Annotated in this window: 13 protein-coding genes and 1 pseudogene; 8 read left to right on the forward strand and 6 right to left on the reverse strand. The window is 47.2% G+C overall.

The genetic code is table 11. The annotated features are described in order from the left end of the window. The first annotated feature begins 57 nt into the window (after nt 1-57). A complete protein-coding gene (locus ACFVQB_RS01190) occupies nt 58-2,178 on the forward strand; it encodes an alpha-galactosidase (protein ID WP_379434582.1) in 2,121 nt (706 codons plus the stop codon). Nucleotides 2,179-2,243: 65 nt separating this feature from the next. Here ACFVQB_RS01190 and ACFVQB_RS01195 read toward each other — a convergent pair whose 3' ends face one another. Further along, complete coding sequence (locus ACFVQB_RS01195) at nt 2,244-4,001, reverse strand: cache domain-containing sensor histidine kinase (RefSeq protein WP_379434584.1); 1,758 nt, start codon at nt 3,999-4,001, stop codon at nt 2,244-2,246. Nucleotides 4,002-4,224: 223 nt separating this feature from the next. On the opposite strand from ACFVQB_RS01195, the gene ACFVQB_RS01200 reads away from it, so the two are divergent. The 3 genes from ACFVQB_RS01200 (at nt 4,225) to ACFVQB_RS01210 (ending at nt 7,838) form a co-directional block, all read left to right on the forward strand. Further along, nucleotides 4,225-5,181, forward strand: a complete 957-nt coding sequence (locus tag ACFVQB_RS01200; protein WP_076289390.1) for an ABC transporter permease — start codon at nt 4,225-4,227, stop codon at nt 5,179-5,181. 28 nt (nt 5,182-5,209) lie between these two features. Continuing rightward, nucleotides 5,210-6,100, forward strand: a complete 891-nt coding sequence (locus ACFVQB_RS01205) for a carbohydrate ABC transporter permease (RefSeq protein ID WP_029880772.1) — start codon at nt 5,210-5,212, stop codon at nt 6,098-6,100. A gap of 133 nt (nt 6,101-6,233) precedes the next feature. Continuing rightward, complete coding sequence (locus tag ACFVQB_RS01210; RefSeq protein ID WP_379434586.1) at nt 6,234-7,838, forward strand: extracellular solute-binding protein; 1,605 nt, start codon at nt 6,234-6,236, stop codon at nt 7,836-7,838. 81 nt (nt 7,839-7,919) lie between these two features. On the opposite strand, the gene ACFVQB_RS01215 is transcribed toward ACFVQB_RS01210, so the two are convergent. After that, complete coding sequence (locus ACFVQB_RS01215) at nt 7,920-10,358, reverse strand: glycosyl hydrolase family 95 catalytic domain-containing protein (protein ID WP_379434587.1); 2,439 nt, start codon at nt 10,356-10,358, stop codon at nt 7,920-7,922. Between the two features lie 209 nt (nt 10,359-10,567). On the opposite strand from ACFVQB_RS01215, the gene ACFVQB_RS01220 reads away from it, so the two are divergent. Continuing rightward, nucleotides 10,568-11,464, forward strand: a complete 897-nt coding sequence (locus ACFVQB_RS01220) for a helix-turn-helix domain-containing protein (protein WP_379434589.1) — start codon at nt 10,568-10,570, stop codon at nt 11,462-11,464. Nucleotides 11,465-11,540: 76 nt separating this feature from the next. Then, nucleotides 11,541-12,488: a divergent polysaccharide deacetylase family protein gene (locus tag ACFVQB_RS01225; protein WP_379434590.1), complete on the forward strand. Its 948-nt coding sequence runs from the start codon at nt 11,541-11,543 to the stop codon at nt 12,486-12,488. Here ACFVQB_RS01225 and ACFVQB_RS01230 read toward each other — a convergent pair. Next, nucleotides 12,463-13,236 carry an N-acetylmuramoyl-L-alanine amidase family protein gene (locus ACFVQB_RS01230; RefSeq protein ID WP_379434591.1) on the reverse strand — a complete coding sequence of 258 codons (774 nt, stop codon included), beginning with the start codon at nt 13,234-13,236 and terminating at the stop codon, nt 12,463-12,465. The genes ACFVQB_RS01225 and ACFVQB_RS01230 overlap by 26 nt on opposite strands. 195 nt (nt 13,237-13,431) lie before the next feature. Between ACFVQB_RS01230 and ACFVQB_RS01235 the strand changes: the two genes are divergently transcribed. Beyond that, the gene (locus tag ACFVQB_RS01235; RefSeq protein WP_379434593.1) at nt 13,432-13,656 is read left to right on the forward strand and encodes a YqzE family protein; all 225 of its coding nucleotides are present in this window, start codon (nt 13,432-13,434) and stop codon (nt 13,654-13,656) included. Between the two features lie 94 nt (nt 13,657-13,750). On the opposite strand, the gene ACFVQB_RS01240 is transcribed toward ACFVQB_RS01235, so the two are convergent. The 3 genes from ACFVQB_RS01240 to ACFVQB_RS01250 form a co-directional block, all read right to left on the reverse strand. Next, nucleotides 13,751-14,800 carry a hypothetical protein gene (locus ACFVQB_RS01240; protein ID WP_379434595.1) on the reverse strand — a complete coding sequence of 350 codons (1,050 nt, stop codon included), beginning with the start codon at nt 14,798-14,800 and terminating at the stop codon, nt 13,751-13,753. Between the two features lie 183 nt (nt 14,801-14,983). Beyond that, the gene (locus ACFVQB_RS01245) at nt 14,984-16,210 is read right to left on the reverse strand and encodes a YqhG family protein (RefSeq protein WP_379434596.1); all 1,227 of its coding nucleotides are present in this window, start codon (nt 16,208-16,210) and stop codon (nt 14,984-14,986) included. A 2-nt stretch (nt 16,211-16,212) separates the two neighbouring features. After that, complete coding sequence (locus ACFVQB_RS01250) at nt 16,213-17,973, reverse strand: DEAD/DEAH box helicase (RefSeq protein WP_379434598.1); 1,761 nt, start codon at nt 17,971-17,973, stop codon at nt 16,213-16,215. Between the two features lie 224 nt (nt 17,974-18,197). Here ACFVQB_RS01250 and ACFVQB_RS01255 point away from each other — a divergent pair. Further along, nucleotides 18,198-18,857, forward strand: a pseudogene (locus ACFVQB_RS01255) (HAD family hydrolase); the annotation flags it as partial. Nucleotides 18,858-18,881 lie beyond the last annotated feature (24 nt).

Consider the following 18,881-nt stretch of genomic DNA (forward strand, 5'->3'; position numbering starts at 1 on the left):
CTACAATAATAGGTATGTTCACAACACACAGCACGAGGTTAACAGAAACTCGAAAGGATGATAAACTTGACGATTCAATATAATGAACAACTACGTATATTTGCAATACAGACGCAAAATTCGTCCTACATTTTCGGAATTAATGAGAGAGAACACCTTCAGCATCTGTATTGGGGTGACCCCGTGGACATCGAGGACAGCGCTCCGTTGCTCCATCTACAATCCCATAGCTCTTTTGACGCGGAAGTGGAAGGAGAGGTAGAGGAGTATAGCTTCTGGGGAGGAGCATCTTATACAGAGCCATCTCTGAAACTGCGCATGCCTGATGGTGTCCGCGATCTTCAGGTAAGATATGACCGTCACGAGATCATTGAACAGGATGGCAGACAGACGCTGATTATCACGTTGAAGGATCAAGTCTATGCACTTGAAACGCAGTTGGTATATCGGGTCATCCAGGAATTCGACCTGGTGGAGCGTTACGCCAATATCGTAAATACAGGACAGGAGGATATCGTGCTGGAAAGCATGCAATCCGCAGCCTGGACTTTGCCATATCTCCAGGATTACCGCCTGACGCATGTTACAGGGAAATGGTCGGGTGAATTCCAACTGCGCAATACCATTTTGACAGAGGGAAAAAAGGTACTTGAATCGCGGAGAGGTTTCACTGACGGTCATGCCAACCCATGGTTTGCCATTGATGATGGTCTTTCGACAGAAAGCGGCGGCGGGGTATGGTTTGGTGCTCTGGCCTGGAGCGGCAACTGGAAGATTGTTGCGGAGAAGACCCCATTCACTCATGTGCGGGTAACAGGCGGCATCAATGATTTTGACAATGAATGGTTGCTGGGTGCGGGCGAAATGTTCGAGACGCCTGTCTTTGTCGGCGGATTCAGCCCTGAGGGTTTTGGCGGCATGAGCCACCGCTTGCATCAATATCAATATAATTACATACTTCCGCGCAGTGAAATCGGGAAAGTGCTTTACAACTCCTGGGAAGCTACTTACTTCGATGTTAACGCACAGGACCAAATGGCGCTTGCCGAGCGGGCAGCCAAGATGGGTGTGGAGCTATTCGTGGTGGATGACGGCTGGTTCGGTCAGCGGCATTCCGACCGTGCGGGATTGGGCGACTGGAACGTGAACAAGGAGAAGTTCCCGAACGGACTTGTTGAGCTGATTGACCGGGTTCACGGACTTGGGATGGAATTCGGCATATGGGTGGAACCGGAGTCGGTCAACCCGGATAGTGATCTCTATAGAGCACATCCAGACTGGGTATATCATTTTGAGACCCGGGGACGTACGGAACTACGCAATCAGCTGCTGCTGAACATTTCCAAGCCGGAGGTTAAGCAATACATTATTGATTTTATGACCGAACTGCTTGGCAACCATGAGATTAAGTTCATTAAATGGGACATGAACCGGACCATCACGGAGCCTGGCATGAAGGGTCACCCTATTAACCGCCAGAAAGAAGTATGGGTAAGGCATGTCCAGAGTCTCTATGATATCTGGTCACAGCTACGAGCCAAGTTCCCGGATGTGGAGTTTGAGACTTGCGCAGGAGGTGGCTCGCGGATTGATCTGGGCATCTTCCGTTATGCCGACCAGTCCTGGCCGAGTGACAATACGGATGCGTTCGACCGTCTGAGCATTCAGGAAGGCTTCTCGTATACATATGCACCACGTATGATGACCTGTTGGGTAACCGAGTCGCCTACAGGAATGAACGGCCGAAACGTCTCTCTGAAGTATCGTTTCCACAGTGCAATGATGGGCACGCTTGGTATTGGCTCCAACCTGAACGAGTGGAGTGATGAATGGATTGAGCAGTCTGGGGAATTCATCGGTCAGTACAAAGCCATTCGCCACCTGGTCCAGTTCGGCAGACAGTTCCGTCTGACTGCGCTTCGCCATAAGGGGGTTACCGCTGTCCAGTACAGCGATGCTGCCGGAAGTGACCATGTGCTGTTCGCTTTTCTTCACTCGCAGAAGCTGGGTGAACCGTTGCCAAGACTCCGTTTGGCAGGTCTTCAGGCTGACAAGACCTATCTCATTGAAGAGCTGGGATTATCGGTCAGTGGGCGTGCGCTGATGAACATCGGGGTGGAGTTGCCTCTACGCGGCGATTTCGACAGCCTGGTGTATCGTATCCGTGAGCAGGTATAATGTTCTGTAGAATTGTTTAAAAGGAGTGCTTTGCAAGCCAATAGTGGCTGCATCGCACTCCTTTTTTATTGGATCTCTTTTTGTGGCAGACGGATCTGGACCGTGGTCCCCATGCTTAGTTTGCTATACACTTTAACACCGTAGTATTCACCAAATTTCAGCTTAATTCGCCGATCCACATTTGAAATGCCATAGCCTCGTCCTTCTTTCTCTTCAAACAAAGACTGAAGCGTTTCACGCCGCATGCCCATTCCGTCGTCTATAACAGATAAGATGATACTATTATTCTCGATGACGCCCTTGATATGGATATTCAGGGGCCGATCCTGATTCCAAATGGCATGAATCACTGCATTCTCCACAAAAGGCTGTAACGCAAGCTTTACGGTCGAGTAGGGCAGAATCGATTGATCTATTGTGTAGATGATGTTCAGCTTGCCCTTAAATCGAATAAGCTGAATGGCATTATAGCTCTGCGTCAGTTTCAATTCCTCATTGATAGTCAGGATGCTCTTTCCTTTATTCAGGGATATCCGATAAAACTTGGCCAGATGAAGGACCATATCCTGAATCTGGGGATCCTGATGCTTTACAGCCAGAGAGGAGATCGAGCCAAGTGTATTATACAGAAAGTGAGGATTGATCTGGGCTTGAAGCAAGTCAAGCTCGGCTTCCTTGCTCTGTAACTCCTTCTGGTAGACCTCTGTAACCAGACTTTTCAACCGGGTTGTCATCTGTTCGAATGCAAAGTGAAGCTGTCCTATCTCATCACTGCCCATTTGTTCCTCATGGGTAGGGTTGAAATCTCCCCGTTCAATGCGTCGAATCATCCGAATTAACGTTCTGATGCGTTTACTGAACAGCGAGGCCGTAATATAAATGAGCAATAGCGCCACGCCGATGAAGCCCAGTGAAATTTTGATAATGAGCTGAGAGAGAGATTTGGCATCCTTGATAATACTGTCATAAGGGAAGATGGACACCGTTTTCCAGCCGTTTTTGAGCGTGTTGTAGACGGCTAGCGCCTTAACCCCTTGGTACGTTGTATCAAATCTGCCTGAAGGCGTCTCGTCAAAATTCTGATGAAGCAATTCGGGCAGGCTTGTGTTGATTAACTGCTTGTCCGCTGAAGACAGAATAATGCCCTTGTCATTTATGATAAAGATATCTTTGCCGCCTGCTTCTTTTTCCATGAGCGAGTAGATGACAGACTCTGAAATTTGAAAGACCAGCATCCCGTAGGGGTACTGATTACTATTGTTGTTCAGCAGCCGGGCGAGCGTAAACATGGCGGGACCATTCTCGGTCTGCGGCGATGAGAGATGAATAAGGTTCCCATAGGATTGTTTCAACTTGTGGAACAGTTCTGTGTTCTGAACTTCGGGTGTAATCGGCCGGATATAATAATTATCTTTGGGCAGAGATGGATTGTCCGAATAAATGAATGCGCTATCAAAATCAGGGTAGGCAGCCATCACGGTGTCGATTCGATTGCCAATATAATTATAGACGTCCAAATAGGATGGATCATCCTGATATTCGTTCGTAAGGTAATTGGCAAGGCGGTTATCCAAATAAATAGAGGCGGAAATATGTTCGTAGCTATCCAGTTTATTCTCCAGATTTTTAGTGATCTGAGCTGTTGAGTTCGTCATGTTGATATAGATCTGCTCGGTAAGTTTCGTTTTGGTAAGTTCATAAGAAAAATAAACCAATAACATCATCGGAATGATGGTGACTAGTACAAATACCATAAATAGTTTGGAACGAAAGCTCAGGTTAACAAAAGGCATGTATATGTATTTTCGATAGAATTGGCGCATTCGGAAGCCCTCTCTTGACTGATTATTCGTTGCACAGTTCATCATAGCAGAGTGAATATGGAAATCCAATCCTCTCTTTGCACAAAAACATCTTTAAAAAGCGGTATCTTTCGGAGAATTCGACTATGGCAAGCGATCTGCGTCAAATTTATGATAAATAGGAGAGAAGTTGAATCAAGATATGGCTGGCCATGCTGCTGTATAGAAAAAGGGAGGGTATTTAATGCATAAGGTAAGCGCTATCAAAACAGTCAGGAGCAATAATCTGATAAGCAGACTAAAAGAGCAAAAATGGTTATTCGTGCTTATGCTTCCTGCCTTCATTGCGACATTGCTATTTTCCTATGGTCCGATGTTTGGACTATATATGGCGTTTACGAATTATCAGCCGGGTGGGGGATCGTTTTTTTACCAGTTCTTCCATGCCGAATTTGTAGGTTTCCAGTGGTTTGAGTATTTCTTTACTACAGGGGATTTCTATCGGGTTATGCGTAATACGCTTGCGACAAGCTTGCTGACGCTGTTCTTCGGATTTCCTGCTCCGATCATTCTCGCGCTTGTGTTGAATGAAGCGAGACAGGGATTTTTCAAGCGTTTTGTACAGACGGTTTCTTATCTGCCGCATTTTATCTCATGGGTTATTGCAGCCAATATTGTGATTACGCTGTTGGCTTCGGATGGAATGCTTAACAATATTCTGGTACTGCTGGGCATTGTCAAGGAACCAGTCGCATTTTTGCAGAACGGGCCTCTATTCTGGTGGATTATCGCACTGTCGAACATGTGGAAAGAGATGGGTTTCAGCGCCATTATGTATCTCGCCGCAATCGCTTCCATTAATCCGGAGCTCTACGAAGCGGCCAGGGTGGACGGAGCCAGCCGATTTAAGCAAATGTGGCATATTACGCTGCCATCCATGCGCCCTACAATTGTCATATTGGCTATTCTCGCGGTCGGAGGCATTTTGAATGCAGGATTTGAACAGCAATACCTGTTGCAAAATAATACCGTGCTTGAATACTCCGAAGTTATTGATATTTATGCCTACAAATACGGACTACAGAACAGTATGTTCTCTTACGGGGCTGCCGTGGGGATGTTCAAATCCGTTGTTGCCTTTATTCTTGTCCTCATCGTGAACCGGATTTCCAGAAAAGTGAACGACCAGGCGTTGTTCTAACTATAAAAGACAGAGGGGAGCGCTTGTGATGATTCTGAACAGATTCGGGGATCGTATTTTCAAAATCATTGTGTATTTCATTCTTATTCTCGTATTACTGGTTACATTTCTTCCGTTTTGGAATATACTCGTTCTTTCATTGAACAGCGCGGAGGATACGGTACGGGGAGGCGTTTACCTGTGGCCCAGGGACTTGACCTTGGACAGTTATCAGCAGATTTTAAAAGATAGCGAGATTCTAAACGGGCTGTGGGTAACCGTCAAACGAACGCTGATTGGCGCACCGCTATCGGTTCTCGTCATTACGATGCTTGCGTATCCGCTAAGTCGGCGGAATTTGATTGGTCGCAAAGGCTGGAACCTGTACTTTATCTTTACCATGTATTTCAGTGGCGGACTCATTCCGTTCTACATGGTGCTTAAGGCACTGAACATGATCGATACATTTTCGGTGTTCATTTTGCCAAGTTTGATGAATGTGTTCTATATGATTATTGTCCGTACCTTTATGGAGCAGCTTCCCCATGAGATTGAAGAATCTGCGAGGGTAGATGGGGCTAACGATCTGACGATATTCTTCCGGATTGTGATGCCGCTGACAACACCTGTACTTGCAACCGTGGGCCTTTTTCAAGCCATTGGGCATTGGAATGCCTGGTTTGATTCCTATGCGTTTACCTACAGCTCGGACCTGAAGACTCTTCAAGCCGTGCTCGTCAAAATATTGAATCAATTTCAGACCGGTGGCATGATTTCACAAACGCAAATGCTGGCCAACTCGGCCAAACGAAATGCGGTTTCCAGCGATACCATTCGAATGGCTGCTACCATGGTAGCCACCTTACCAATCGTTATGGTGTACCCGTTCCTGCAAAAATACTTTGTTAAAGGCATGACTTTGGGAGCGGTGAAGAGTTAATCTATTCGTTAATCCGGTTGCAGGGAAGGCTTGTCCGGTGGCCTCTCCCTGAAAGGGGGTGGGCAAAGATTGTTTTGGAAATGCTCAATCTAGCACTACAGGAATTTATTCATTGGGAGGAATTAGGGTGTCAATGACAAAGACAAAAAAATGGATGACCATGGGGATTACGGCTGCATTAGTCGTTGGTTTGCTGGCGGGCTGCTCTTCCAATGATGGGGAGAACAATACAGCAGGTAAAGATGCGGAAGAAGGGCCGATTACGCTGACCTGGTTTGATGGCAATACCAAAGGAGAACCTTTTACCGATGCGGTTGCCCAGGAAATTACCAAAAAAACAGGCATAGAGATTTCCATCCAACAGCCAACAGGCAATCCAACGGAGAAACTGAGCCTGATGCTCGCCAGTGGTGACTATCCGGATGTGGTGGTCATGAGCCGGGGAGATGCTTCCCTCGATAAGTACATTTCAAGCGGCGCATTCATTCCACTGGATGAGTTAATTGAAAAGTATGGTTCTGATCTGAAAGAAATGTATGGCGAAACCTTGACCAAAACGCGTTATACAGACGGCAAGAACTACTATCTGGCAAACTGGTATGGACTCGACAGTGATCCGGTCTTCGGTATGCTGATGAGACAAAACCTGCTGGAAGAGTTTCTTCCAGACAAAGCAGATGGTTCACAGCCCCTCACAACGGACGAGTTTGAAACTCTTCTGAAAAATTTTAAAGAAAAATACAATACAATTGATGGTAAAGAATCCATCCCCATGACGATGAACGGTGAGAACATGGGCGCGAATCTCGGAACATTCAAAGGCATGTGGGGCTTAAAAACGTATTATGACAACAACGGACGTCTGCAATATGATGTCAAGGACCCCAAATATCGCGAGATGCTGTTATATATGAATCGCTTATATAGAGAAGGTCTGATTGAGAAGGAATTTGCCATCAGCAAAACGCAAACATGGATTCAAAAGCTGACGACTGGCGCGGTATTCGCTACACCGGGTGCATATTGGGACCCGGGTAACGGCAATGGCGCCCTAAAGAAAGATGGCGGGGAAAAGAATCAGTTGTTTGCATACAAGGTTGTTGCTCCAGGTGTAGATCCGGCTCAAACCACATTTGGCCCAAGAAGCTCGCTTGGATGGGATGCGATTGCTATTACCAAAAACAACAAGCACCCGGAAGAAACCATAAAGCTGTTTAATTATCTGGCGAGTGATGAAGGACAGCATTTGCTGCTGTGGGGTAAGGAAGGCGAGCAGTACACCATGGTGGATGGCAAGCGACAACCGGACCCTGCATTCCTGCAAAGCTTCAAGGATAACTGGGATGACACGGTGAAGAAAAGTGGCGTACGTAAATGGTTATGGTTTGTCAAAAATGGTCTGGATCCAAATGGACAGCCGTACGACATGGCGGTTAAATTCCAGCGCAGTGAAGTGGATGAACTGGCCATCAAGAGTCTTGGTGATTCCGTATGGGATACAGCACAGTATGATAACCTGAATCCGGATGGGGGAACACCTCAAGCACTGACAGCCCAGAAGGTGAAGGATATTATGGATCAGAGCATTACGAGAGCGATTATTGCTCCAAGTGAAGCTGAAGCCAATTCTGTATTCGACAAGATGCTGGAGGATATGAAAAAGGCCGGCGATGAGAAAGTGGAAGATATTATTAACGAGAAATATGCTCAGCGTATGGAACTGTGGTCTTCCAAATAATTGAAGAGTAATTTTGGTAATGAAAAGCGTCCCGGGGTGTCCGGGACGCTTCTTATTTATGATCGCATTATACAAGATGAGCTAAACCGTTGCTTTAACAATGGAGATGATATCTCCTGCTACTGTCGAGATCGTGCCAATCTGACCAGATAACATACATTGTTCACCGGAAGGGAGGGTGCACAATGCTCCTTCAGTCCAAGGGATATAGAAGGTCAGGTAACTACCAGCTTCGCTCTCGATCTCGATCCAATGAGTCTCCCCATCCACGAAAGCCGCACTGACAAGGAAGCCACCCACGGCACGGAGGGTATGGAACTCTGCCTTCTGTCCGTTCGGCCAGTTGGGGAAGAAACGCAGGTTCCCATTATAACTTTGAAAAAGGCATTCATTAACAACGGCAGGAAGAGAGAAATTCTCGAACCAGATGCCCATGCGGGACATGAAATCGAAGTTCTCCGTGTCAGCATAGCGACCACCGCTCATCAGGACCCGATCCGTGCAAGTACCGTTTGGCAGCAGACAATACTGGATTTGACGCTTGAAGCGTTCCAGATCCAACACGCCAAGCCGAGCTCCAGCAAGATGATAGAATACCAGTTCATTCCCACCTTCGTTGCGGTGATTAAGGTAGGAGTTTACTGCGGTCTGGTATTCTTCCTCTGGTGAATGAAGCCCGTGATCTTCACCTGGAAATACGGTCGTAATTGGAATCGGGACGTTATACACCACGTCAGGATCCTCGCCCTCGACCGACACAAAGACTGGACCCTTGCCGGATTTGGCTGTGGGATAAGAAGGGAAATGGTTCAAAATCTCTTTTACATTTTCCAGCAGCTCCTGTTCTGATTCTGTCCTTTCAAGAACACCGCAAGCCTGAGTGAACGCATTGAACAGAAATCGCGTCAGTGTCAGGTCAATCAGGCAGTCTTTGTTCTTGCCAAAGCCGGGTGCAATCTCATATAGCTCCGGCACCACCGTCGGAAAAATGTGATAATGGTCATCTCCCCATCGTTCACCCTGTGCTTCTGGACGTTTCATGTAATCGACCATAAACAGCACGGCTTCTTTCATAGGTTGAAATGCACGATCACGCAGGAACGTCTCGTCCATGGAATATAGATAGTGCCACCAGAGACTTTGCACCGTCCAAGGCGTCTCACAGATTTCCCATCCCCAGTGCGGGACAGGATAGGGCATCATAGACATTTCAACAGGGTAGGCTGAGTGGGGGAAGTAAGCTCCGCTCAGTCCGTAATAATCCTGTGCCCACGCTCGGCTGACGGGAAGTAAATGATCAACCATATCCACGTAGGGAAGATGTTTGTCCAGATGGTTGCTGGAGAATGCGAGCCAGAATGGTTGCTGCGTGTTGTAATTCATGTGGTAATCCCCATGCCAGTCTGCACCGATGGTACGGTAGCTCCAGTTGGCGAATAGGCCTGGACAGGTAACGCCCGCTCTCACGGCACAATTAAAAAAGTACAGATTGTGGTACCAGATACGCTCCAGAAATTCATCTTCCAGTGCGACGGAGGAGCGGCTCCAATAATCACGCCACATTGCATTTGACTCTTCCTTAGCTTGATTAAAGTAAGATAGATCTGGCGGGTGGGCCTCATCATCAAGTTCGCTATAAAGGCCTTCCCACAGCTCTGCGCAGGCCAAAAATCCGTGTCCTTCTGTTCCCGGAGAAGAGTGGTTGGCTGCGGGCGTCTGACCGTGCAAAGGATGTTCTTTCAATGTAGTTAACCCAGACGCTCTGACAGCGAGACGGAAAGCTCTATCTTTTTCTTGAGTTATATAGGGCGCAGCCGGATACTCCACGTGCGGCAAAATTTGTGTAAATGACTGTCTACGCGTAATTTCGCTAGTTACGACTGCTGCTTGAGGAAATTCAGGCGGTGTTTCGGGATCAGGTATCAGCCTGATCTCCTCGAATAAGGGAACTAGGGTACCTGTTGCAGCATCGCTTACTTTCATCCAGACCCGGTCATGTTCTCCTTCTATAAAGAGTTCAAATATAGCAGGTTTGCCATTCATCAGGAAATCAATCGTGCAAAGGCCATTGGCAATATCAATGGAATGGCCGATGACTTCGGCCTTTCGCCGATCATATCGCAGCAGCAGCGATCCGCAGGGCATGGGCTTGGGATAAGCTTTACTGTAATTTTGGCCGGCCAGCTCACAATACTGTTTGTACCACGGATGATCCGTTAATTGAACCAAATCAGCTGGCAGAGCAGCAAATCTGTCATATACCTCTTGGAAAGTCATAAGCTCGTCTTTGTGTTCTTCTGCGAGACGAATATCCCAGACATTGTTGTGTCCAAAATGGAGCATTACGGCATCCGGGCGGGTTGTTACAACAATGCCCAATCCTCCGTTGCCCAACAGTGCGCCTTCAAAAAAATCCGGCGCAGGACCAGTGAAGGCTATGGGATGCTGCTTGGCACGTTCATAGCCTCTGTTCTTATTTTTCTCGTGTCTTCTCTTCGTTTGCTTATCATTCTTCTGCACAAGTCGTCCTCCTCATGAAGTCATGCGTGTACAGTTATTACTGTATCTGAACAGCGGTTTGCTGTATTTAGCAAGACGTCCATGATTTGCACGATAGTCTGATCAATTGATGCTCTGCTGAGATGTACCTCTAGTGCCGAATTGTACCTTTCGGTCATGGAGATGAAAGGTTAACATCGTGAGAAACGGAGTCGGAAAGGAAACTTCCAATGAATTTTGCTTCCTTGCATCCCTATGTATATCTGGCGACCCGATACCCTTTTGTAAAAGGACAGTCGAGTTCTCCACGAATTTGCTATACCAGCTCTATTTACTTGATCAGCGAAGGGTATGGGATATTAAGTACAAATGGTCAGAGCAGCAGGCTCGGTCCCGGTTCGCTGGTCTATATTCCAGCAGGTCAATTGCATGAATGGCTGGCTGATTCGGAGAACCCTATGGTACACCTATGTTGCTATTTTGATTGGCATTATGTGGAGCGAAAAGCTGTGTTTGATACGGCCTGTCCGATCTGTTATCCGCCGCAGGTGTTACAACAAGCCTTTGTGGGCCCAGCCTTTCCGTATGAACTTAGGGAGATTTCAAAGGTGGAGTTGCTACGAATCTGGCAGGATCTGTTCCAGGATTTTTATAAAATCGGGTTATATACCAATGAGCAGACTTTTATGCGCAGCTTGACGATTCAGCGTAATTTCCAGAACTTTATCGACTATTTTCTGAACTGCTGCATGGGAAAGGATTTTGTAATCCCCGATCCCCGGATAGCCCATATGCTTAAAATGATGGAGCAGGACTTACTTCACGGAGCACCCAAGCCGCTGGATATCTATTACAAAAGCCTCAATATGAGTCGTGGACATTTTTTCGAGTTGTTCAGGAAATCTACCGGATACTCTCCCATCCAGTATATGAATCACTTTCGTATTGGAAGGGCGAAGCACGATTTGCTTCACACGACATTAAGTATCACTCAAATTGCTGTAAAATATCACTTTAGTTCGGTTCATTACTTCTCCCGCCTCTTTCATCAACTGACAGGTCAGGCTCCGCGCCAATATCGCTTACGACAGTCCAGCCCAGCAGCCTCAAGTGCTCCATTGGAATGAACAGGCTTTTTTTGTCTACATATTCCCCCTTCATTGTTCAAATAATGATGGGACAGAACAAAGGAGGGAACGATGGATGAATAAGGCCGGACGAAAAGGGTGGTCCTGCACCTGGAAATTTAAAATGTCAGTGGTACTTACAGGTACGATATTCATGGTTTATGGTGTGGGCCTTTCTGTCAGCAGTGCGGAACCACTGGTTCGTTCAGGACAGACGCCAGAGCAAATTTTAACGGAGCAAACCGCAATACAAGTACCTGGTTCAACTTCAGGTCAGTTACCACAAGCTCCGGCAGATAAATCACGGCTTAAACGAATGGCGATCATCATTGATGATGCGGGGAATGACATGAAAGGTACTGCTGAAATTTTGGCGACTCCTGTTAAACTTACGTTGGCCGTAATGCCGTTCTTGCCAACAACGAAGAAAGATGCGATTGCGGCACATGAAAAAGGGATGGATGTAATTGTTCACATGCCAATGGAGCCCAAAAAGGGAAGACCAGAATGGCTCGGCCCTGGTGCGATCACATCCAATCTGACGGATGAGGAAGTCCGTGAGCGAGTCGAGAAAGCGATTGATGAAGTTCCTTATGCCGTCGGCATGAACAACCATATGGGTTCAAAAATTACATCTGATAAACGAATCATGTCCATTGTTTTGGATGTATGTCGAGAGCGTGGGCTGTTTTTTGTGGATAGTCGTACCAATTTTCGCTCCGTGGTGGGGGAAATGGCCATCACCAAAAACATGCCACCCGTCGGTAACGACATATTTCTGGATGACCATAATTCCAAACAACATATACGCAAGCAAATGGATTTGGCGGCCAAACGTGCTCTAGACAAAGATGTATGTGTAGTGATCGGTCATGTGGGCCATACCGGATTAAATACCTCTGCTGTCGTCCATGAATCCGTATCACGGCTCAAAGGTCAGATCGAGTTCGTCGGAATTAGCGATCTGGTCCGAGATGTATGGCATTGGCAAGCCGAGCCTAAACTGCCGACAGATAATAAATAATACCATTAGCAATGGACTGTGCAATCCGTTTCTGTTCGCCCGGGTCGCTGATCATTGCACGATCGCGTGCATTGCTCAGAAATCCGGTTTCAACAATTACAGCGGGTTGCTTCACATGATTTAACAGGTAAAAGGGCTTGCCCCATACCACATCGCGCTCCGTCTCGTACAATTGATTAAGTTGATTCTGTATGGAACTCGCGAGTAAGTAGCTGCGTCCCTCGTTCTGATGTAAAACAACCGGTCCTCGTGCAGACGATCTGGGACTCCAATTGGCATGGATACTGACAACGATGTCCGTGCTGACCTCTTCGCTAAGGCTTTTGCGTTGAGCCAAATCCCTGCGATGGCGTGAGCGACTGTTTAACCAGCGATTCTCGTCACTCAGCGCATAGTCGCCGAGTCGGTTGATGATGACTGCATAACCCTTGCTGCGAAGCAGGAGATACACCTTTTGGCTAATGGCTAGGTTGATGTCTTTTTCCAGTACGCCATGGTCTGTTGTTCCACCGTCAATGCCGCCGTGACCAACGTCCAAAAGGATCACAGGTGCTGCAAACGCATGAAGAGTGGAGTGATAGGCATCTCCATCGGTAACCGGCAGCATGGATGGGCTTATGGGTGACTGTTGTAAATGCAATGTAGGCAGATCGGTTAGGGCGAATGTCGCCGCGCTGGCATGGGAGGTCAGGGGGATGGAACTGATGCCGATTAGCAATGCCATCGATGCGGCCAGCAGCTTATACATGAGAATACACGCTCCTTTTTTGAAATAGGCATCTTATGCCATAAAGTGAGTGGATGGATACCTTTGGCATTAGACTGTGCATTCTTTTGTTTTTCATACTCTTTGCAGCAAAAAAAATGTTTATTGATGATCCCTTCTGCACACAATAGAGATAACATAAGCCCCGGCTTTGCCGGAGCTAAGGAGGCAGAGGTTATGGCCAAAAGTGATGAGCTGGTAAAATACATTACAGAGCGAGTCGTTCATTATATCGACACACCGAAGGATGAACGTAAAGGACGCACCAAAACCAAAGAGCCGTGGACAATGAAGTGGTTTGGAATGATTCCTTTTGCCGTGTCCCTGTGGGTTGGGAAAAAGGAAAAAGCGATGAATTCGCAGGGGGAAATGCAGAAACGAAGCTCTTCGGGTAAAGGGTAAATCAAGAACTAACCTAGGTAGCAGCTTCTCCCAAAGAAAAAGACGCATTCCTATGAAGAACCAGAGGAAGGCGTCTTATTTATTGTGCGATCGGTCATGGTTTTACAGCATAGAAATTCCCGTCCCGCAGTAAGGTCTGAAGAGGTACAAATCGTCTTACCGAAGTATTACCGCCAATAGCTATATACTGATTTTGAACTGTTCCACGGTCGTCACGCCAGATCTGATAACCACTAACAGGCAAAGGCCCACCATACATGACATTTTGTTGATCCGCAGAGAAAACGATCTTTTTATGTTCTTTCCATTGCTGATTCAATGTCTTCACGCCGCTGATCGAAAGTGCTTTTGATGTGATCCATAACAGATTGTCCGCGGGATCAAACAGAGGTTGCAGATCCATGGAGTCAACAGACAACATGGGGACTTTTGGTGAAACATCTGGCGTCTTAACGACAGCTTGTACAGATATTGATCTTATAGACTTCATTCGTTTCGTATCCTGCTGTGAGTCCCTATCCAGTGCATTCAGAACACTCGTTGGCAAGGTATCGCCGTTGGTTGCGTCAATATAGATTGCATCATCATTAGGCCTTTCCACTTTCCAATAAGCGAGTAGGGGAGGCGCATAACGTAATTGAAGCCCTCCACCGTCATTAATCATCTTCTTCAAGTCCAGTTGCTGTCGATCCAGGGCTTGATTCAACAAGGAAATGTTGTATGGTCGTTGTTCTCCCTGACCATACTCGCTAAGTTGAAATTGTCCTTGATCGTTAGCTGAAATAATCATATAACCAACGGGTGACCCTACAACATTAGCGTATACCAACCAGCTGCGTGTGCCTGGACCGAGGGGATAAAAATCCAATTGAGCATGATCCCAATGGTTCCCTTCATGTTCAGTACCTAGGATGATGGCTTGCTCGCGAGCAAATTGTTGGACTGCATCAGGAGCCAGTGTGTCGGAATGAAGTTCCGCTGTACTTTTGGCGAATGTAGAGGGTTGCATCGATCTAGATGCATTTTGAATTCCAGCACCTTCAGCTTGCAGTAAGGGGAGCAGGGTGATTACACATAGAAGGCACATTACCATGCCGGTTATTCGGCGAATCACATTCCATCCCTTGTGGAAGGGTCGTTTCATGCTAACACCTACTTTTCTGGGGTACATATCCTGACAAAGCGTACTCAATTTTTGCTGCGTGATCGTTTCTAGTTCCATTTTAGAGGACAGGTTGTGCAAAGGTTGCTGCAACCTGTCGGGCTGCCACTCATAAATAAACACTACTTTTGCCGTCATTTGCGGGAAAAGTAGTGTCTTCGTCGTCTATCTTAGATGAAACATGCCGCTGCTAATCGCGGTTACTTTCACTTTGGGCTCATATTGCCAGATCATCTCGGTACGACGTGTTTCGTATTGCAGCTTCATGGCTTCCCGGTCCATGACTGCTTGGCGGGCTTTATCCTGTTCCGGGTCTGTTTCTGATTCTGCCTGAACAGCAGCTTCAGCCGCGAGTTCGACATCTGATCCGGTCGTCACGCCAATTGGTTCGATGGGCTGTAAATGTGCATTTTGTTGGATACGGGAAGGGCCGGAGCGAGCAGTCTGAATGTGGACAGAAGGCCCCGTCTCCGTCTGAGCCTGATCAGTTGAACTACCGTCTGTGCTGGAGGCTGAGATCGTATCTACTTCGACCTCAGGGGTGTCTTCTCTAAGAACTGCTTCATAGTACGTATCCACAACAGCAAGTTCCAGATCAAGCCGTTCTTTGGCTTTCTCTGCCCAGCTATAGTCGAGTTCCAGCAAGCGATTTGTCAGATGTGATTCCAGAGCTGCTCCCGCATCGGCTAGCGATATTTTGGCTGTCTGTACGTGCATATTTTCGGCCAGCCTTGGGCTGAGGTCACGCCTGTTCAGTTTCGAGCCGAACTTCTCGACAATTTCCCCTGTTCTGAGGGAGATGCCGAAAAAATGAAGTTCCTCCTTTTTTAAATCACAGGCGAATTCCACTTTAAAACACACACCAAGCCATGGCTCATATACTGCTGGTGCGGTAGCGCGCAATTGCCGTTTTGCAGCCTGTTCAAACAGGTTCACGAATGCGCCGCCTTCACGCGCTGCATTGAAGATCTGTTGCAACCTGCGGCTGCCATATACAACATCTTCTTTCAAAATCCGTCCGGGTCCCAGCTGAGGCAGAGAAGGGACAATACCGAAGTACCGACCTAGAATAGTCTCTTTGGAAGCCTCGGGACTACCGGGACCGGCACCTGGTGGGGCTGGAGGAGCTAACTGTGCAGCTTTTGCTTCTTCAGCTTCCAACGCCTGCTGATGGGCATCCGGATCAAAGACAAATGTAAAGGACATCGTCTCCGCAGGTGCTCCGGTTCGCTCCACAAATCCCCAATAATACGGACGGTTGGTTAACGCTTTGTCGGCTTCAGGTGAGAGCTTTACCGTAACATGAGCAGGGGAACGCTCCATAATCTGACAATCAAGCGTTTCCAGGTAAGTGAGCACATACGCCTGCACTTCATGGGGTGACATGGTCATGATCAGAGGCCTCCTTTACGAAGGTCAAGCCCGGATACGGCTGGTGCCTCATCTGCGACTTCGCGCTGAATGGAGTTCAGCGATTGTCCAAGCGAGTCCATTTTACGGCGGATATCCTCTTCGTTTTGCGATTCAAGCATGATTTTGTACAAACTTTTTTCGATCGATTCCTTCTTCTCCAGCCGCTCCAGAATGACGTCTAATCCACCAATGACCATCTCGAACATATTGATCTTCTCATGAAGCAGATTTAGAATATGCTCCTCGATTGTGCCTGTCGTCGAAAGGTTGAAGATGTTCACATCATTCTGCTGTCCCAAACGGTGAACGCGACCGATCCGCTGCTCGACACGCATGGGATTCCAGGGCAGGTCGAAGTTAATCATGTGATGGCAAAATTGCAGGTTGATGCCCTCACCGCCCGCTTCGGTTGCAATCATTGCCTGCACGCGGCCGCGGAAGAGGTCCATCATCCAGTCTTTTTTACCCCGGTTCATGCCGCCCCGGTAGGGAACAGCCGTCAGGCCGTTGTTGCGAAAATAATTGAGCAAGTACTCCTGCGTGGCACGGTATTCGGTGAAAATAATAACCTTCTCGTTCATGTCACGAACGAGTTCCATCGTTTTTTCCGCTTTGGTATTCTCCTTAATCGCTTTAATATGGGCAACGAGTTCCCAAATCTTATCCCGCAGCGGAGAATCCAGTGGAAGCTTCTTCGACAGATTGACCAACGTCACAAACACGGCATCCCGGCTGCTGCATACTTCTCGCTGCAACGTCACAAGGGAAAGCATGCTGCTCAGGTTGCCGCCCGCTTCCTGGTACTGATCCTTCACAAAGGAAGTCACCCCATCGTAAAGGGCTTGTTCTTCAGGCGAAAGCTGCAAATTCACATTGGACACGTTCCGTTTGGTGAATTGAACAGGCCCTTCACCCCGACGGTTACGGATCATGACTTTGGACAACTCATCCTTGAGCTGCTCCTGATTTTTTGGAATGCGTTTGTCGACGACAAAGTTGGCTGCAAAATCACCCTGACGGCCAAGCTGTCCCGGCTTGAGCAGGTTAATGAGGTTGAACAGCTCGCTCATGTCATTCTGCACCGGTGTAGCGGTAAGCAGCAGGCAGTACTTTTTCCGCAATTTCAGCATGAATTGATAGTTGGTCGTTTTTTTATTTTTAAGCTTATGAGCCTCGTCGATAATAATCATGTCGTAATCCGTATTCAGCAGCATATCTTTATGCGGGTCACGCTTTGCTGTATCCATCGAGGCAACTACGATTTCGTTTTGCCAGGAATACGCCTTTTTCTGTGCAACGGCAGGGATGCCAAATTTGGAATTCAGCTCCCGAACCCATTGCAATACAAGGGACGCAGGCACGAGAATCAGGACTTTGGATACGAGTCCACGGACCATATATTCTTTCAAAATCAGGCCAGCTTCAATCGTTTTGCCAAGTCCAACTTCGTCGGCGAGAATGGCACGGCCTGACATTTCAAACAGTACTCTGCGCGCAGTATCCATCTGGTGTGGAAGAGGGGTGAGTCCCTGTAAATGCTTGAGACACTGGATTTCATCAAAGTTGGGAATCAGATTCGTCTCTTCCGCTTGAATGCCAAGTTGAAAGAGTCTGTAATCGCCCCAAGGGCCACCTTTATCGAGTCTGGACTCCAGTTGGGTCAGCCAGCTGCGATCGAATTCAAGCGGAACGGGTAGTTCTGCTGCAGGTTGATTGATTTGATGCGGGTTTTTCCGGTTCATGCTGCTTCCTCCCCTGCCATTCGTGATGACGGTTTATTCGTAGGTAATAGTATGGACGAATGAGAGGCAGTTCATAACCAACCTTGGAATAAGGGGGTATTTCAGTCGGCAAATCTGGAAGGGTTGTCAAATGATAGGTATTCACGTATGTTGATGAATAGTAACTTTACCTATGTAGAGTGACCATTTTATCTCAATATATATTCTGAATATAAAGGAGGGGGAATCTGTTCATGCCTTCATTGATTTTTGATATGGATGGGACGCTATTTCAGACAGATCGAATATTGGAAACTTCTCTGCATGACACGTTTAATCATCTGAGATTAAAGGGATTATGGGAGCAGAATACGCCAATAGAAAAGTACCGTGAAATTATGGGAGTTCCTTTGCCCGTCGTTTGGGAGACTTTATTGCCCGGCTACTCGGACCAGATCAGACAACAAGCAAATGAATGGTTTCATGAGAAGTTGATTGCGAATATCGAGGCTGGCCGTGGTGCACTGTATCCGTACGTAGAAGAGTTCTTTCAATACTGCAAAGAGAAGAGCATACCGATATACATAGCGAGTAATGGACAAATCGAATACTTGAATGCCATCGTAAATTATTATCATTTGGATGAGTGGGTAACCGAAACATTCAGCATACAGCAGATTTCATCACAAAATAAGTCTGATCTCGTACGCTCCATCGTGGAGAAATATAAAATCACTAAAGGGATGGTTATCGGGGATCGATTGTCTGACATTAAGGCTGCGAAGGAAAATGATTTAATCTCCATCGGATGTAATTTTGACTTTGCTCAGGCCGATGAATTAGCTCAGGCGGATCAGGTTATTGATAGCATTAGGGAGATGAAGGCCTTAGTCGGTGTACTGTAAAATGGATGCAACAAAAAAGCGGCC

It is taken from the genome of Paenibacillus sp. NPDC057886 (assembly GCF_042796655.1).
GTDB lineage: Bacteria > Bacillota > Bacilli > Paenibacillales > Paenibacillaceae > Paenibacillus.

Bases quoted from the DNA above. Each gene is read 5' to 3' on its own strand.
- ACFVQB_RS01190 (WP_379434582.1), top strand. From the start codon at position 58: ATGATAAACTTGACGATTCAATATAATGAACAACTACGTATATTTGCA.
- ACFVQB_RS01195 (WP_379434584.1), bottom strand. From the start codon at position 4,001: ATGCGCCAATTCTATCGAAAATACATATACATGCCTTTTGTTAACCTG.
- ACFVQB_RS01200 (WP_076289390.1), top strand. From the start codon at position 4,225: ATGCATAAGGTAAGCGCTATCAAAACAGTCAGGAGCAATAATCTGATA.
- ACFVQB_RS01205 (WP_029880772.1), top strand. From the start codon at position 5,210: ATGATTCTGAACAGATTCGGGGATCGTATTTTCAAAATCATTGTGTAT.
- ACFVQB_RS01210 (WP_379434586.1), top strand. From the start codon at position 6,234: ATGACAAAGACAAAAAAATGGATGACCATGGGGATTACGGCTGCATTA.
- ACFVQB_RS01220 (WP_379434589.1), top strand. From the start codon at position 10,568: ATGAATTTTGCTTCCTTGCATCCCTATGTATATCTGGCGACCCGATAC.
- ACFVQB_RS01225 (WP_379434590.1), top strand. From the start codon at position 11,541: ATGAATAAGGCCGGACGAAAAGGGTGGTCCTGCACCTGGAAATTTAAA.
- ACFVQB_RS01230 (WP_379434591.1), bottom strand. From the start codon at position 13,236: ATGTATAAGCTGCTGGCCGCATCGATGGCATTGCTAATCGGCATCAGT.
- ACFVQB_RS01235 (WP_379434593.1), top strand. From the start codon at position 13,432: ATGGCCAAAAGTGATGAGCTGGTAAAATACATTACAGAGCGAGTCGTT.
- ACFVQB_RS01240 (WP_379434595.1), bottom strand. From the start codon at position 14,800: ATGAAACGACCCTTCCACAAGGGATGGAATGTGATTCGCCGAATAACC.
- ACFVQB_RS01245 (WP_379434596.1), bottom strand. From the start codon at position 16,210: ATGACCATGTCACCCCATGAAGTGCAGGCGTATGTGCTCACTTACCTG.
- ACFVQB_RS01250 (WP_379434598.1), bottom strand. From the start codon at position 17,973: ATGAACCGGAAAAACCCGCATCAAATCAATCAACCTGCAGCAGAACTA.